We start from the raw sequence: 12,740 nt of genomic DNA on the forward strand, positions 1-12,740 counted from the left end.
AGGAAGACCACTTTTACGACACTCCATAATACGTGATGTCCAAAGATTTATTTTTTCTTGACTGGTCTTTCTCAATAAGAGTACCTCCTTATTTCAAATAGAGTTAGAGTAAAAGACTCCAAAACAATGAATGTCTTGGAGTAATTATCTCATTAATAAGGAAGTATGGAAATATACTCAGTTATTAACCGCTTACATAAAAAAAGTAATAGTGAAGAGATTTGTAAGCTTTTTACTATGTCAAGCAAGATTATAAATGGAACAGCTAGTGAGCAAGATCAAGCTGAGTTCATTAAAAACTGTATATTACCAATCATAACAGCTTTTGCAATAGCACTGAATAAGTCTTTACTCTTAGAAACAGAAAAGAGTGAGGGCTATTATTTTGCCTTTGATTGTAAAGAACAGTTAAAAGGAGATATTGAAAAATTATTTAGAGCATATCAAATAGCCATTCAAGCAAATATCTTACAGATTGATGAAGTAAGATATGAATTAGATTACAAACCACTAGGATTTAATTATGTGAAATTAGGATTGCAAGATGTATTACTCGATCCTAAAACAGGTCAAATTTACACACCTAATATGAATGCTATAGCTAACCTAAACAACATGTCACAGATGAAAGGGGGTGAAGATAATGAAAGTGGAGATTAGAAGCGCAACAGAAGCAATTGTTGAAGGATATGTTAATGCAGTAGAAAGAGAAAGTAGGCTGATACCTAGTCCTTTTGGTAGCTATACTGAAAAAGTTGAAGCGGGTACATTCCAAAAAGCATTGAACAGTGGTAAAGCTGTAGAATTAAGATTTAATCATGGACGAGTTTTAGGAAATACCACAGATGGAACATTAGAGTTAAGAGAGGATAGTATTGGACTATATGCCAAAGCAACTATAACAGATCCAGAGGTAATTACTAAAGCACAGAAAGGTGAACTAAGAGGATGGTCATTTGGATTTAAGGATAATAAGCCTAAAATACAAGAAGCTAAGAGAGTATTACGTGATATTGAACTTAGAGAAGTATCTATCTTAGATAAAATGCCTGCGTATATTGCAACATCAATTGAGTTAAGAGGTGAAGAAAGTGATGTTTTGGAGGAACGCGGGGCAGAAGACCACGTAGAAGTAAATATAAAAGGAAAACAGCAACAAGCTATAGATTATAAAAATTATGAAAGAGAAATTGAAGTTTTATCATTAGGAGGAAAATAAGTATGAAATTAAAAGCTATGATTGAAAAAAGAAATGCAAAATTAGAAGAAATGAAAGCAATTTTATCAGCAGCACAAACAGAGACTAGAGCCTTCACACCAGAAGAGGAAACAAAGTATTCAGAAAGCAAAGAGGAAATTCGAGCGTTAGATGAAACCATTAAGGCATTAGAAGAAGCTGAAACTATAGAAAAACGTGAGTTACCTCAAGAAAAGAAAAAAGAAACTGTTGAGGAAATGGAAACGAGAGCATTTGAAACCTATATACGTGGACAAATTAATGAAACACGTTCAGGTGAGCAAAATGTAACAATGGGTAATAATGGTGCAGTTATTCCAGTAACTATTGCAAAACGTATTATTAAAGAGGTTACGGATATTTGTCCTATTTTAGCTAGAGCTACTATGTATCATGTTAAGGGTACTCTTAAAATTCCAGTATGGGGAAAGGCAAATGATTCACACGATATTGCAGTAGGTTATCAAGCTGAGTTTACAGAGCTTACAGCTGATGCTGGTAAGTTTACAAGTGTTGATTTAGAAGGCTATTTAGCGGGAGCATTAACGCTTATTGGTGTATCAGTTATTAATAATGCTGATGTAGATGTTGTAGGATTTATTGTATCTCATATGGCAGAAAAAATTGCAGAATTTCTTGAAAAACAATTATTAGTTGGTGATGGTTCAAGTAAAGCCCAAGGGATTACATATACAACAAATAAGAAAACAGCTGCCTCTGGAACAGCAATTACGGCAGATGAATTAATTGATATACAAGCTCAAGTGAAACAAGCTTATCAAGGTAATGCTTGTTGGATTATGCATAGTGAAACTTTTACAGCCATTAAAAAACTTAAAGATGGAAATAATAGATATTTACTACAAGATGATATTACAGGGGAGTTCCCTTATAGATTACTTGGTAAACCAGTATTTTTATCAGATAATATGCCAAAGATGGAAAGTTCAGCAAAAGCTATCGTTTATGGTGATTTAAGTGCGTTATCTGTTAACTTTAGAGAAAACATTGAAATTAAATTATTACAAGAAAAATATGCTACACAACATGCAGTAGGTGTTGTTGCATGGTTTGAATTTGATTCGAAAGTTACAGAACATCAAAAGGTAGCAGTGCTTGAAATGGGAGCATAGGAGGGATTAGATGAAAGTTAGAGCAACAATAGGATTTGTTGGAAAACTTTCGATGTATCCTGGAGAAGAAAGAGAAATTACAGATAAGGAGGTCTTAAAAGACCTTCTTTCTTGTGGATATATTGAAGAAATAGGAACAAAAAAAACAACTAAAAAGAGTGTGAAGAAAGATGAAAGTAAGTGAGATACAAGAGAGTGACCTACAAGACTACTTAAAACTTGAGTTTAATGACCCATTAATTGGTATATTCTTAGAAAGTGCAAAATCCTATGTGAAATCTTATACAGGTATGACTGATGAACAGATGGATTCCTATGATGATATTGTAGCTGTAATCTATGTACTTGTTTCAGATATGTATGACAACAGAATGTACGCTCAAAAAAATACTAAGGTTACCATTGCACCCAATATTGTGGCTAAATCTATACTAGATATGCATTCCCATAATCTTTTGTAGGAGGATGTTAGATGAATATAGGAGAATTAAGACATAAAATCGATTTGTGTATTAAGCCTAAATCTAAAGGCCCTGTAGAAATGCTAGAACCTCATTATGAAGTGATAGCCCATAATATTTGGGCAAAGAAAACGGAATTGTTAGGTAAAGAAAGTATAAAGTCAGGAATTGAACATAACACAATACATGTTAACTTTATCATGCGAATCAGAAATGACATTACAGAAAGTATGTACATTAAACATAAAGATGTTATTTACAATATATTAGGATTTGAACAACTTAAAGATGATCCTTCATTCATATTAGTTGCTACAGCAAAGAAGCAGGTGATTTTATGAGTATGAGACTTAGATATGAAGATGGTGGAAAGCTAAATGTTATGTTAGATAACATGATTAATGCTTGTGATGAAACAGGTCAGAGCATACAGCATAGATTAGCTAAGATAGTTAAAGCAAGGATAGTAGGCAATCTTAATATACTAAGAAGTAAGACCCAAGAAGAAGACTATAAACATATGGCAGATGATGTACATATAAATGTAGCTAAAAATAAATATGGAGATAAGGTATTAAAGGTTCAAGGTGGCAAAATGACTGGTACTTTATGGCATATTGTAAATGATGGCTCTTACAACAAGCTGGTGGGTAAAAGAAACAGAGCAACACATTTTATTGATGATGCACTTAAAGAGGCTGAATTAGAGATGGAGGCTATCATTGATGATGAGTTGCAGAAAGTTGGGTTTTAATGATTAATAAGGTATTTAATATTTTAGAAAAACTAGAACTACCATTGAGATGGAATGATACACCACCTTTCGACGATAAAGGAATTGTTATTGATTATCATTTTTTTGGAGAAGTAGGCTGTTTATTTGGAGATGGTATAACATTAGATGAAAGTGGTAAATTGCAAGTTGATGTCTATAGTAAAGTTGATTATAGTGTGACAGTGAATCAAGTAAAAACTTTACTTATAGATGCAGGATTTCTATTTGAAGATGGAAGTGATAACACAGAGCACCTAGATGATAACACTAAGTTATATCATAAGGTTCTTATTTTTAATTATAGTGAAAGTGAGGTTATGGAATCTTGGGAAAAACAATAAATGTTAAAAACTTATATTTAGCAGAAGTAACAGAACATGGAACAGAATTAGTGTTTGGAAAACCTGAGTTAGTACCTGGGCTTAGGAAGGCGACACGAAAGCCAACTATTTCTAAAGGTGTACAATATGGAGATGGTAGGCTAGAGGATATAGAAAGTTCTAAAACAAGTTATGAGATTGCTATGGATCATAATGATATTCCGCAAAAATGGCGTGCATGGTTTGAAGGTTTAAGCATTACTAATGGTGTAGAAAGTGGTAGTAGTGGAGACAAAGCCAAACCTTTTGCTATGGGATGGGAAATCGAAAAAGCAAAAGGAGTAAGAGAACTGATATGGTTTATTTATTGCAAGGCAAATCCGATTGAAGATACTGATGAACAAAGAGAAGATAATATTAAAATATCTAATGACACAGTAACCATAACAGCTTTTGAGCATGAAAGTATAGGGCGGTATTATACAAAGATTAATAGCAAGAATGAAGAAGTAACAGAAAAAATGCTTCAAGACTTTTTTACTCAAGTACAAACTACAGATACAATAGAGTCACGAGAGTAATTAAAAAGAAATTATTAAAAGGACATATGCTAGGGAGTGTATGTTCTTTTATTTTAAGGAGTTGATTCATTTATGGCTAAGATAACATGTAAAAGGGTAGAACCTATTATTATTGATTTTGAAGATGAAACATTTGAATGCTTTATTAATGTAGATGCTTTAATCATTTTAAATGATGAATTTGGTAATTTAGTGTCATTATCAAATGAAGCAATAAAAAATCCTTATGATGTAGGTGCTAAGCTACTCTATGCAGGTATTAAGACAAATAGAAGAGATTTTACACTAGATGATGCTAAGTTACTTGTATGCAACTGTGGTTCACAGCTTATTAATTTAGTAACAGATGCATTTGTAAGATGTTGTGGGAATGTTGGGGGCGAAGAGTTTACAAAAAAGTACATAGCGGAACTAGAGAGGATGATAGATCAGAACAAAAAGGAAGTATAGATTTTGATTTATTATTTTATTTATATTGTGTTGTCATGCAAAGAAGTTCAAGAGAATTTTATGAGAGTACTTTAGCACATATCTATAAGCAGATTCATATAAAATTCCCTAACAAAAAAGAACGAGAAGATGATATAGAATGTGAAAGCCTAGATGATTTTTTAAGTTAAGAAAGGAGGGGGGATATGTCAAACTTTAAAAACTATAAAAGATCTATCATATTTGAATGTGAGTATACACAGTTAAAAGATGCAACACAGGATATTAATAAGCAGATGGCCTTGCTGAATGCTGAGTTTAGACGATCAAGTGAGGATGTGAAGGCAAATGGTACAGCCCTTGACCATTTGACATTAGTTCATGAAAAGTTATCTGTACAGATTGAATTACAGAAAGATAAAGTCAATGAACTTAAGAATTATTTAAAAGAGCTAAATGAAGCAGAAGGTGATAACAGTAAATCTATCGTTAATACAACAATAGAGTTAAAAAAGGCAGAAGCTACACTTATAAAATATCAAAGTGATTTAGAACAAACAAAAGAGAAAATAGATGGATTTAATGTATCTACAGCAGAAATGTCTGACAAGTTAGAATTACTAGATGCAGAATTTAAGCTTCAGCAGGTTAGTGTAGAGCAGACTGCAGATAAATTAAAAGCATTAATTGAACAACAGAATTATTATAATGATAAGGCTAAACTACAAAAAACAGTCGTAGAACAATTAAAGTCTGAATTAGATGAGTTGACTAAATCAGAAGGTTTAAATGAAAAAGCTATTGTACAAAAAACGACTCAATTAAAAAGGGCAGAAACGGAATTAATCAATATTAGAAAAGATATTGATAATGTTACAAAGGAATTGAAGGAACAAGATACAAAATTAGGCGTCTTATCTCGCAAATGGGAAACTTTTGAGAAGATCTTATCAGAATCTGGTCTTAATATTGAAAGTGTTGCTTCAAGCATACAAAAAATAGGGGCAGCAATGGCTGGTATAGGAGTTGTAAGTGCAACTATGTCTATGAGTTTTGATCAAGAGTTTTCAAAAGTCAAAACAATAGCAGATGAAACACAAATTTCCTTTGATGATTTAAAAAAAGGCGTATTAGATGTAAGTAGCACTATTAATGTTGATGCCAAAGTAGCAGCTAATGCGTTATATGAGATTGTAAGTGCCAATATATCTACTGCAGACAGTTTGAAAGTTCTTGAAGGAAGTGCAAAATTAGCTAAGACAGGTTTTACAGATATTAATACAGCAGCTGACTTAATGACAACTGTATTAAATGCTTATGGTTCAAGCGTGGAGGAAGTAAATAAATATTCAGACCAAATGATACTTACTCAAAAGCTTGCTAAGACAACAATTGGTGAACTAGGGTCAAGTTTTGGTGATGTAGCAGGATTTGCAGCAACTGCAAATGTTGAGTTTGCACAAATAGGGTCTGCATTATCTGTACTTACAACGAGAGGTGTAGGAACAAGTGAATCCATTACAGCATTAAAGGCTATATTAAGTGCAGTAATTAGTCCTACAAAAGAAGCGAAAGATATGGCTGATGAATTAGGGATAAGCTTTAATTTATCAAGTTTGCAATCTAGAGGATTTGTAAAATTCCTCAGAGATATTGAAAAAGGATGTAGGGGCGATACGGAAGCTATGGCAAGTTTATTTGGAAGTTCAGAAGCTCTTAATGCTGTATTACAACTTACATCCAAGGAAGGAATGGCTCAATTTAGTGAAAATCTAGAAATTATTAGTGGTGCAAGTGGGACAACAGAAGAGGCATTAAGAGCATTGGAATCACCAGGTGAAGATTTAAGTGAGGCATTTAATAGATTAAAAAATACACTAATTGAATCAGGCAGTGCATTCGAGCCTATTATTAATATGGTAACAGGATTTATCAGCATTATAGGCCAAGCACCACCGACTATTGTAACAACTATTGCAGTATTAGGAACATTAGCCCTTACAATAGGAACAGTCATTAAGACTGTAAATGAAACAATGAGTACAGTAAATAGTGTTAGTAGCATTGTAAATAAAGTAAGTGGTGGACTTAGTCCGTTGGAAATGAAAATTATCAAGGTAGGGGCAGCTATCCTTGGAGTTGTTGCAGCACTTACAGCATTGCTTGCTATTTGGGGTGTATTAAGTGGAAAAGGTGGAGAAATCCAAAACACAATGAATGGTATTGCTAATAATATTGGCTCTATGAATTCGAGCATAGGTAATATGCGTTTAAGTGCTAACAGTGCAACTAAAGGCGGGTATGCTATAGGAACAGAATTTGTAAAAGAAGATGGTTATTATGATGTAGGAGAACATGGAAAAGAACGTGTATTTTTGAGGAGAGGGGCTAAGGTTGCAAATGATATTCAGACCAAGCAAATGTCCTCTAATGACAAAAATATAACGACGTATAATTTAAATAATGTAACTATACAGACTAATAGCGCAAATGATCTATTTGAACAAATTCAAATTTTAGCCAGAAAAGGCCTAGTGTAGAAGGGGTGAGAATAGATGGCATATGTAATGTTTAATCCTAGTACAGTAAATAGTGATTTATCATCTACTAAAAGTAGAATGAACTTCCAAAAGTTCATCAATGACTATAACAACGGTCTTATTGACAGGGGTGGTACTGCTAAAATTTCATCATTAAGTATATTAGTACATGATGTAAAAAGAGACCAGACTGTAAATGCGACTGTTTCTGTTTATAATCAAATAATTAACCGAAGTTTTACATCTAGGCATGAAGATACGATAAGTAGAAATATCTATCAAGATTTAAGTATCGCTATTAATCCTACTTCCTTTATAAACTATTTAAACTCTAATGGTGGAAATCTTGATGCAACTATCACCAGTGGCATTGCAAATTACAATACTCCTGTTGTTATAGGTACAGAGTTTCGCACTAAAGAAATAGCTGGTGTAAAAAGCGGGCAAGTAACAATAACGGGCAGTGAAGTAGACAAGGCAATTAGAGTAACCCGAACAGATAATGTTAATGGGATATACGTTGAACTTTATAGCTATAACGGAAAAGAATACGTTGAATTATTTAAAGGTGCAAGTAATGGAACATTTGTAGATATTCCCGCAGGAACGATTACAGACTTATCTTTAGAATATTATGTTTGGGTATACGCAGGATTATTGCTAGAAAGTAATGGGCCTACTAAATTAAATGAAGGTTCAGACTCGGCCTTTTTAAAGTTTAAGTTAGATAATCTAATAGTAAGCTATCCTACAATAGATAATCTAGCAATGATAGGGGAGTACTGGGAACGACCAATCACGGTTAACTGGCGTTCCACTCATCAAGAAGGATACGAGTGGGAAGCTTATTATAATAACCAAAAAGTTAGCAGTGGTAATGGAGGAAATGCTTCATCTTTTTCTATACCAGCAAATACTTTCGGTGGGACATTGCCAGCAAGTGTGAGGGTTAGAGTTTATAGAACCTATGCAGGCGTTAAGTATTATTCAGGTTGGCAAGAAGTATCCTTTAGTCTTAAAGATATTGAGGCAACTATAACCAATTTACTTGTAGAAGGTGAGTATTGGGAAAATCCTATTAAGGTGAGTTGGCAATCAACAAATCAGCAACAATTTAAAATAGAAGTTTTGAAATCTAATCAAGTAGTAAAAACCTATACAGGGACTACATCCACTAGTTATACTATTGAAGCAGAGCAACTTGCAGAAGGTACTTATACGATTAAAGTTACAGTTGCTTATGCTAATAGATATGTTAATAGTAGTGAAAGAACTGTTACATTAAAAAATATAGAAGCTGTTGTAAATGATATTTCTTTGAGTGGTAGCAATGTCGATTTAGAACTTATCTTCTCGTGGAATTCAGCGAACCAACAGAAATACGAAGTTGAAATATATAAAAATGATGATCGAGTAAAAAATTACAGTGGAAATACTACAACAAGTGTTATTATATCACCTAGTTCACTTACTACAGGCTTGCACAGATTTAGGGTAAGGGTTGCCTTTAAAGATAGGTGGACAGAATGGAAAGAGATAACAGCTACGCTTACCGAAACACTACCTAGTATTGGAGCATTGGAACCAGATGGAGTGATAACAGAAAGGGATAATCCTACTCGTGTTTGGTGGACATCTCAAAATCAAAGCAAATGGAAGCTGGTTATAGACGGAATTACAACTTATACAGGTACGACTGAAAAAGAGAAAATTCTGTTAGCAGGAGTACTTCAAACAGGTAAACATAGTATGGAACTTACAGTAACGTATCGTACAAGAGCAGGGGTGGAAAAGCACATCACTAAAAAAGCCGAGTGGATTGTACAGGGCAAACCTCCTATTCCTACTATAACTTCTGGGAGTATGTTTAAGACTAATAGGCCTATAATACTTTGGGATACTCAGGACCAGCAAGGGTACATATTGGACATATTAAGAGAAGGTGTTGTTATTTATAGCACAGATTGGCAGAATGGCCTTGTATCAGAACATAAGGTAATGGAATACTTACCTAATGGCACGTATACGGCACGTATTAAAATTATGAATCAATTTAGCCTTGAAAGTGATTATGGAAGTAAGGAGTTTTCAGTCAATACTAGCATAGCTACATCTATTAATCTTAATGCAATTCCCGTTAAAAACTCTGTACAGCTATCATGGAGCAGTAATGGCATATTCCAAAAATTTTATGTTATCCGTAATAACGAAGTAATTGCTATGACTGACACAACATCTTATACCGATTATACAGCATATAAGGAGTGTATTTACACAATTAAAGGAGTAACGGATAGTGATGTATATAAAGATAGCAATGAAGTTTATGTAGAATGCAGGATAACTACAGGAACAATGGCTACTATTGATGCATTGTATGATACGATTCAAGTAGGAGTAAGCAGAGAGGAATTTAAATTTAAAGGGAACATTGATTTAGCAAGTACACAACTTGTATTAAATGGTAGAGAGTTACCTGTATTAGTATTTGGGGAACACTCTAACAATACTTATAATCTTAAATTTACCTCAAAAGAACTCTTTAAGTTTTTAGAAATGTGCAAGAGAAGACAAATATTTCTTTATAGAGATAAGCGTCAGAAACTTTATTTAAGCATTACGAATCCTTCCTATACAATTGATATGCTAGGTATAGAATATACTATACAAGCTATAGAAGTAGATTATAACGAGGTGATAACTTATGATTAAACTGTCACAACTTGAACAAGATATACTGCATTGTAAATATGGAAGTAGACATGAATTTTATAGGTTGGAATTACTTGATATGTATGGAATAAAGAAGGATGATTTATATCTTGTTAGTGGTGATGTCTCGTTAGACTGTGTAGCTGATATACAGAAATCAGCAACAATAAACTTTAAAGAATCATCAAAAGTGAACTACTTAAGTGATAGAATAAAACCTTTCATGGGAGTTATGGTGGGAGATACAATTAAGTGGTGGCCTTTAGGTGTTTTTTTAATGGTTCAAACAAATAGTAGTAATGGTGTAGTTAGGGCTCAATGCTATGATGAAACTATTATATTACAGCAATCACAAGTACTAGCACAGAAAGTCTTTTTGAAAGGTACAAATTACGGAGAGGTCTTAAGATATTTCATAATAAGTTGTGGCATTACTAAAATCAATATCCAAAGCACAGAACATGCACTACAAGAAGATTTAATTGTAGATGATAGTAAAAATAAGTTAGAATGGTTTAATTACATAGCAGAACAAATAAATTACACTAAGCTTAGTGTAAATTCGGATGGATGGTTTATAAGTAAGAAGTACATAGAACCTTCTCCATCTAATGTAGGTTATATCTATAAAGAAGATCATATGAGTGTGCTTAGTGGAAACATTGAAAGTCTAATTGATTACTGGAAGGTACCAAATGTATTTAAACGTTTTGTATCACATCCTACTCTTGGAGAATTGGTATCTATATACATTAATGCTGACCCTACAAGTGATTTTAGTGTTACCAAGAGAAAGATGGAAATAACTGATAGTAAGCAGGTTGATAATGTAGTAAATCAAATAGAATTAGACAACCTTACAAGAAAGGCTGCATTTAATGCTAATCAAATTTATGAAGAAGTTACTTTTTATACGCTTAATATGCCTCATCATGAAAGTTATGACATATTAGACTTAAGGTCAGAACATTTGAACGGTATATTCATAGAACAGCATTTTAATATTAAACTTGAAAGTGGTTCGCTTATGACACATAGAGTAAAAAGGTTGGTGACATTAAATTGAATATAGCAAATGCTTTAAAGGATATGAAAAAGCCTGACACTACTCAAAAAGCATTATTTGCTACAGTTGAAGAAGTTACAGAAGAGGGCATTAAAATAAGAGTAGATGGTGAAGAAGAAGTAAGACAAACTTATTATAATAGTCTCGCTAATGTGGATGTGAAAGATAGAGTATACATTCAATATGTTAGTGGGACTATTCTTATTATAGGGAGATTAATGTATAAGAAAGGGTGAGGAGATGAAACCAAAAAGCTATAGCATATTACTAGATATTTATAAAGGTGTTCTTAATAATAATCAGTTGATTGAATTTACCACAGGGGATAATGGACAAAGTGTGCTAGAGTTTGTATTGCTTGAAGATAAGATTACAGCTTATAACTTAGATGGATGTATGGTTCGAATGGTTATTGAAGGCCAACAACAAGATTGTACAATTGTAGATGCATCTAATGGCAAAGTAAAGATTGTATTACTACAAAGTATGTTCTCACGACCAGGAAATGTAATGGCTGAGATACAAATTTATGATAGTTCCGATCAAACGCTACGACTTACTACCCCACGTTTTCAATATAATGTTCGTAAGAGCCTAATGAATAATACGACTGTCCAAGCAGACCCAAACTATAGTATTTTACAAAATATGATTCTAGAGGTTTCGAGCGCGGATGAAGTAGCAAAGCAAGCTAAGAAAACGGCAGAAAGCGCAATGACTACGGCTAATCAAGCTGAAAGTAAAGCCAATCAAATTATAGACAATGGTAATTACGCTAAAGAACAAGGTGATTATGCCAAGGCAGAAGGTGACAGACTGCAAGGTATGTTAACCATAGATGGTACAGCTCAGACAAAATTTGATTTTATTAAGAATCAGGTTATGAAAGATGGGCTGATAGGCAGTGCGTTCTGCATTAAAACTACGACTACAGTTTCGTGTCCGAGTCTTGATGCTAAAAATGGAACTATTATTGTAAATGCTGATTTTGAAAATATTAGTTTTCTATTTGATGCAGGTTTATTTACTCTTAGAAAAAAACTAGAATGGAATAGATACCAATTATCAACAAATCCAACCAATCCACTAGTAGAAACAGTGTATGGACATAAATGCTTTATTGTTGTGTCTCTTCTTGATGGAATTTTAAGCATGTCGCAAACCATAAATGGAGTAACAGAAATAAAAAAGTGTGACCTGAAGACGGAGGGGATAATTAATAGTTTATCCATGTTTTATGGTTCCAAGCTTAACGATGCGAGCGTATTAGTTTACAATCGCCAGCTTACCACTCAAGAAATTCAACATATCTTCCAAGTCCTTAACAACCCAGAATCTATAAAAGAACTTCGTACCACAGATTCAGAAGGTAAAACAAGTATTTTAAAACTTGCAAGCGATGAAGACCATGTAGAAATGTCAACAGGTCGCACTTTACGTGAAGAGTATATGGGTGTGCTTAAAACAATGGGGAAAGATTTTACGA

15 protein-coding genes are annotated in these 12,740 nt (G+C 33.4%); all 15 read left to right on the forward strand.

Annotation, left to right across the window (positions count from 1 at the left end):
• Positions 1 to 165 precede the first annotated feature (165 nt).
• Complete coding sequence (locus H8718_RS18525) at positions 166 to 660, forward strand: phage portal protein (protein WP_249334426.1); 495 nt, start codon at positions 166 to 168, stop codon at positions 658 to 660.
• Positions 644 to 1,219 carry an HK97 family phage prohead protease gene (locus H8718_RS18530; RefSeq protein WP_249334427.1) on the forward strand — a complete coding sequence of 192 codons (576 nt, stop codon included), beginning with the start codon at positions 644 to 646 and terminating at the stop codon, positions 1,217 to 1,219. The genes H8718_RS18525 and H8718_RS18530 overlap by 17 nt, the downstream gene beginning before the upstream one ends.
• 2 nt (positions 1,220 to 1,221) lie before the next feature.
• Positions 1,222 to 2,370 (forward strand): phage major capsid protein, encoded by a 1,149-nt coding sequence (locus tag H8718_RS18535; RefSeq protein ID WP_249334428.1) that lies wholly within the window; start codon positions 1,222 to 1,224, stop codon positions 2,368 to 2,370.
• Positions 2,371 to 2,380: 10 nt separating this feature from the next.
• Entirely contained in the window at positions 2,381 to 2,554 is a 174-nt protein-coding gene (locus tag H8718_RS18540; protein ID WP_249334429.1) for a hypothetical protein, read from the forward strand.
• Positions 2,541 to 2,831 carry a head-tail connector protein gene (locus H8718_RS18545; protein WP_249334430.1) on the forward strand — a complete coding sequence of 97 codons (291 nt, stop codon included), beginning with the start codon at positions 2,541 to 2,543 and terminating at the stop codon, positions 2,829 to 2,831. The genes H8718_RS18540 and H8718_RS18545 overlap by 14 nt, the downstream gene beginning before the upstream one ends.
• Positions 2,832 to 2,842: 11 nt before the next feature.
• Positions 2,843 to 3,172, forward strand: a complete 330-nt coding sequence (locus tag H8718_RS18550; RefSeq protein WP_249334431.1) for a head-tail adaptor protein — start codon at positions 2,843 to 2,845, stop codon at positions 3,170 to 3,172.
• Complete coding sequence (locus H8718_RS18555) at positions 3,169 to 3,585, forward strand: hypothetical protein (protein ID WP_249334432.1); 417 nt, start codon at positions 3,169 to 3,171, stop codon at positions 3,583 to 3,585. The genes H8718_RS18550 and H8718_RS18555 overlap by 4 nt, the downstream gene beginning before the upstream one ends.
• Positions 3,585 to 3,947, forward strand: a complete 363-nt coding sequence (locus H8718_RS18560; protein ID WP_249334434.1) for a hypothetical protein — start codon at positions 3,585 to 3,587, stop codon at positions 3,945 to 3,947. The genes H8718_RS18555 and H8718_RS18560 overlap by 1 nt, the downstream gene beginning before the upstream one ends.
• Entirely contained in the window at positions 3,932 to 4,507 is a 576-nt protein-coding gene (locus H8718_RS18565) for a major tail protein (RefSeq protein ID WP_249334436.1), read from the forward strand. The genes H8718_RS18560 and H8718_RS18565 overlap by 16 nt, the downstream gene beginning before the upstream one ends.
• Positions 4,508 to 4,579: 72 nt before the next feature.
• Positions 4,580 to 4,957, forward strand: coding sequence for a hypothetical protein (locus tag H8718_RS18570; RefSeq protein ID WP_249334438.1), 378 nt, complete (start codon positions 4,580 to 4,582; stop codon positions 4,955 to 4,957).
• Positions 4,958 to 5,142: 185 nt separating this feature from the next.
• Positions 5,143 to 7,476, forward strand: a complete 2,334-nt coding sequence (locus H8718_RS18575) for a phage tail tape measure protein (RefSeq protein WP_249334441.1) — start codon at positions 5,143 to 5,145, stop codon at positions 7,474 to 7,476.
• Positions 7,477 to 7,491: 15 nt separating this feature from the next.
• Positions 7,492 to 10,188: a hypothetical protein gene (locus H8718_RS18580; RefSeq protein WP_249334442.1), complete on the forward strand. Its 2,697-nt coding sequence runs from the start codon at positions 7,492 to 7,494 to the stop codon at positions 10,186 to 10,188.
• The gene (locus H8718_RS18585) at positions 10,181 to 11,254 is read left to right on the forward strand and encodes a hypothetical protein (protein WP_249334444.1); all 1,074 of its coding nucleotides are present in this window, start codon (positions 10,181 to 10,183) and stop codon (positions 11,252 to 11,254) included. Before H8718_RS18580 ends, H8718_RS18585 begins: the two co-directional genes overlap by 8 nt.
• The gene (locus H8718_RS18590; RefSeq protein WP_249334446.1) at positions 11,251 to 11,490 is read left to right on the forward strand and encodes a hypothetical protein; all 240 of its coding nucleotides are present in this window, start codon (positions 11,251 to 11,253) and stop codon (positions 11,488 to 11,490) included. The genes H8718_RS18585 and H8718_RS18590 overlap by 4 nt, the downstream gene beginning before the upstream one ends.
• Positions 11,491 to 11,494: 4 nt before the next feature.
• Positions 11,495 to 12,740: BppU family phage baseplate upper protein (locus H8718_RS18595; protein ID WP_249334448.1), on the forward strand; the 1,246-nt coding region annotated here is incomplete at its 3' end.

This window comes from Zhenhengia yiwuensis (assembly GCF_014384995.1).
Taxonomy (GTDB): domain Bacteria; phylum Bacillota; class Clostridia; order Lachnospirales; family Cellulosilyticaceae; genus Zhenhengia; species Zhenhengia yiwuensis.

Coding starts and splice junctions, on each gene's coding strand:
- H8718_RS18525 (WP_249334426.1), top strand. CDS start 166: ATGGAAATATACTCAGTTATTAACCGCTTACATAAAAAAAGTAATAGT.
- H8718_RS18530 (WP_249334427.1), top strand. CDS start 644: ATGAAAGTGGAGATTAGAAGCGCAACAGAAGCAATTGTTGAAGGATAT.
- H8718_RS18535 (WP_249334428.1), top strand. CDS start 1,222: ATGAAATTAAAAGCTATGATTGAAAAAAGAAATGCAAAATTAGAAGAA.
- H8718_RS18540 (WP_249334429.1), top strand. CDS start 2,381: ATGAAAGTTAGAGCAACAATAGGATTTGTTGGAAAACTTTCGATGTAT.
- H8718_RS18545 (WP_249334430.1), top strand. CDS start 2,541: ATGAAAGTAAGTGAGATACAAGAGAGTGACCTACAAGACTACTTAAAA.
- H8718_RS18550 (WP_249334431.1), top strand. CDS start 2,843: ATGAATATAGGAGAATTAAGACATAAAATCGATTTGTGTATTAAGCCT.
- H8718_RS18555 (WP_249334432.1), top strand. CDS start 3,169: ATGAGTATGAGACTTAGATATGAAGATGGTGGAAAGCTAAATGTTATG.
- H8718_RS18560 (WP_249334434.1), top strand. CDS start 3,585: ATGATTAATAAGGTATTTAATATTTTAGAAAAACTAGAACTACCATTG.
- H8718_RS18570 (WP_249334438.1), top strand. CDS start 4,580: ATGGCTAAGATAACATGTAAAAGGGTAGAACCTATTATTATTGATTTT.
- H8718_RS18575 (WP_249334441.1), top strand. CDS start 5,143: ATGTCAAACTTTAAAAACTATAAAAGATCTATCATATTTGAATGTGAG.
- H8718_RS18580 (WP_249334442.1), top strand. CDS start 7,492: ATGGCATATGTAATGTTTAATCCTAGTACAGTAAATAGTGATTTATCA.
- H8718_RS18585 (WP_249334444.1), top strand. CDS start 10,181: ATGATTAAACTGTCACAACTTGAACAAGATATACTGCATTGTAAATAT.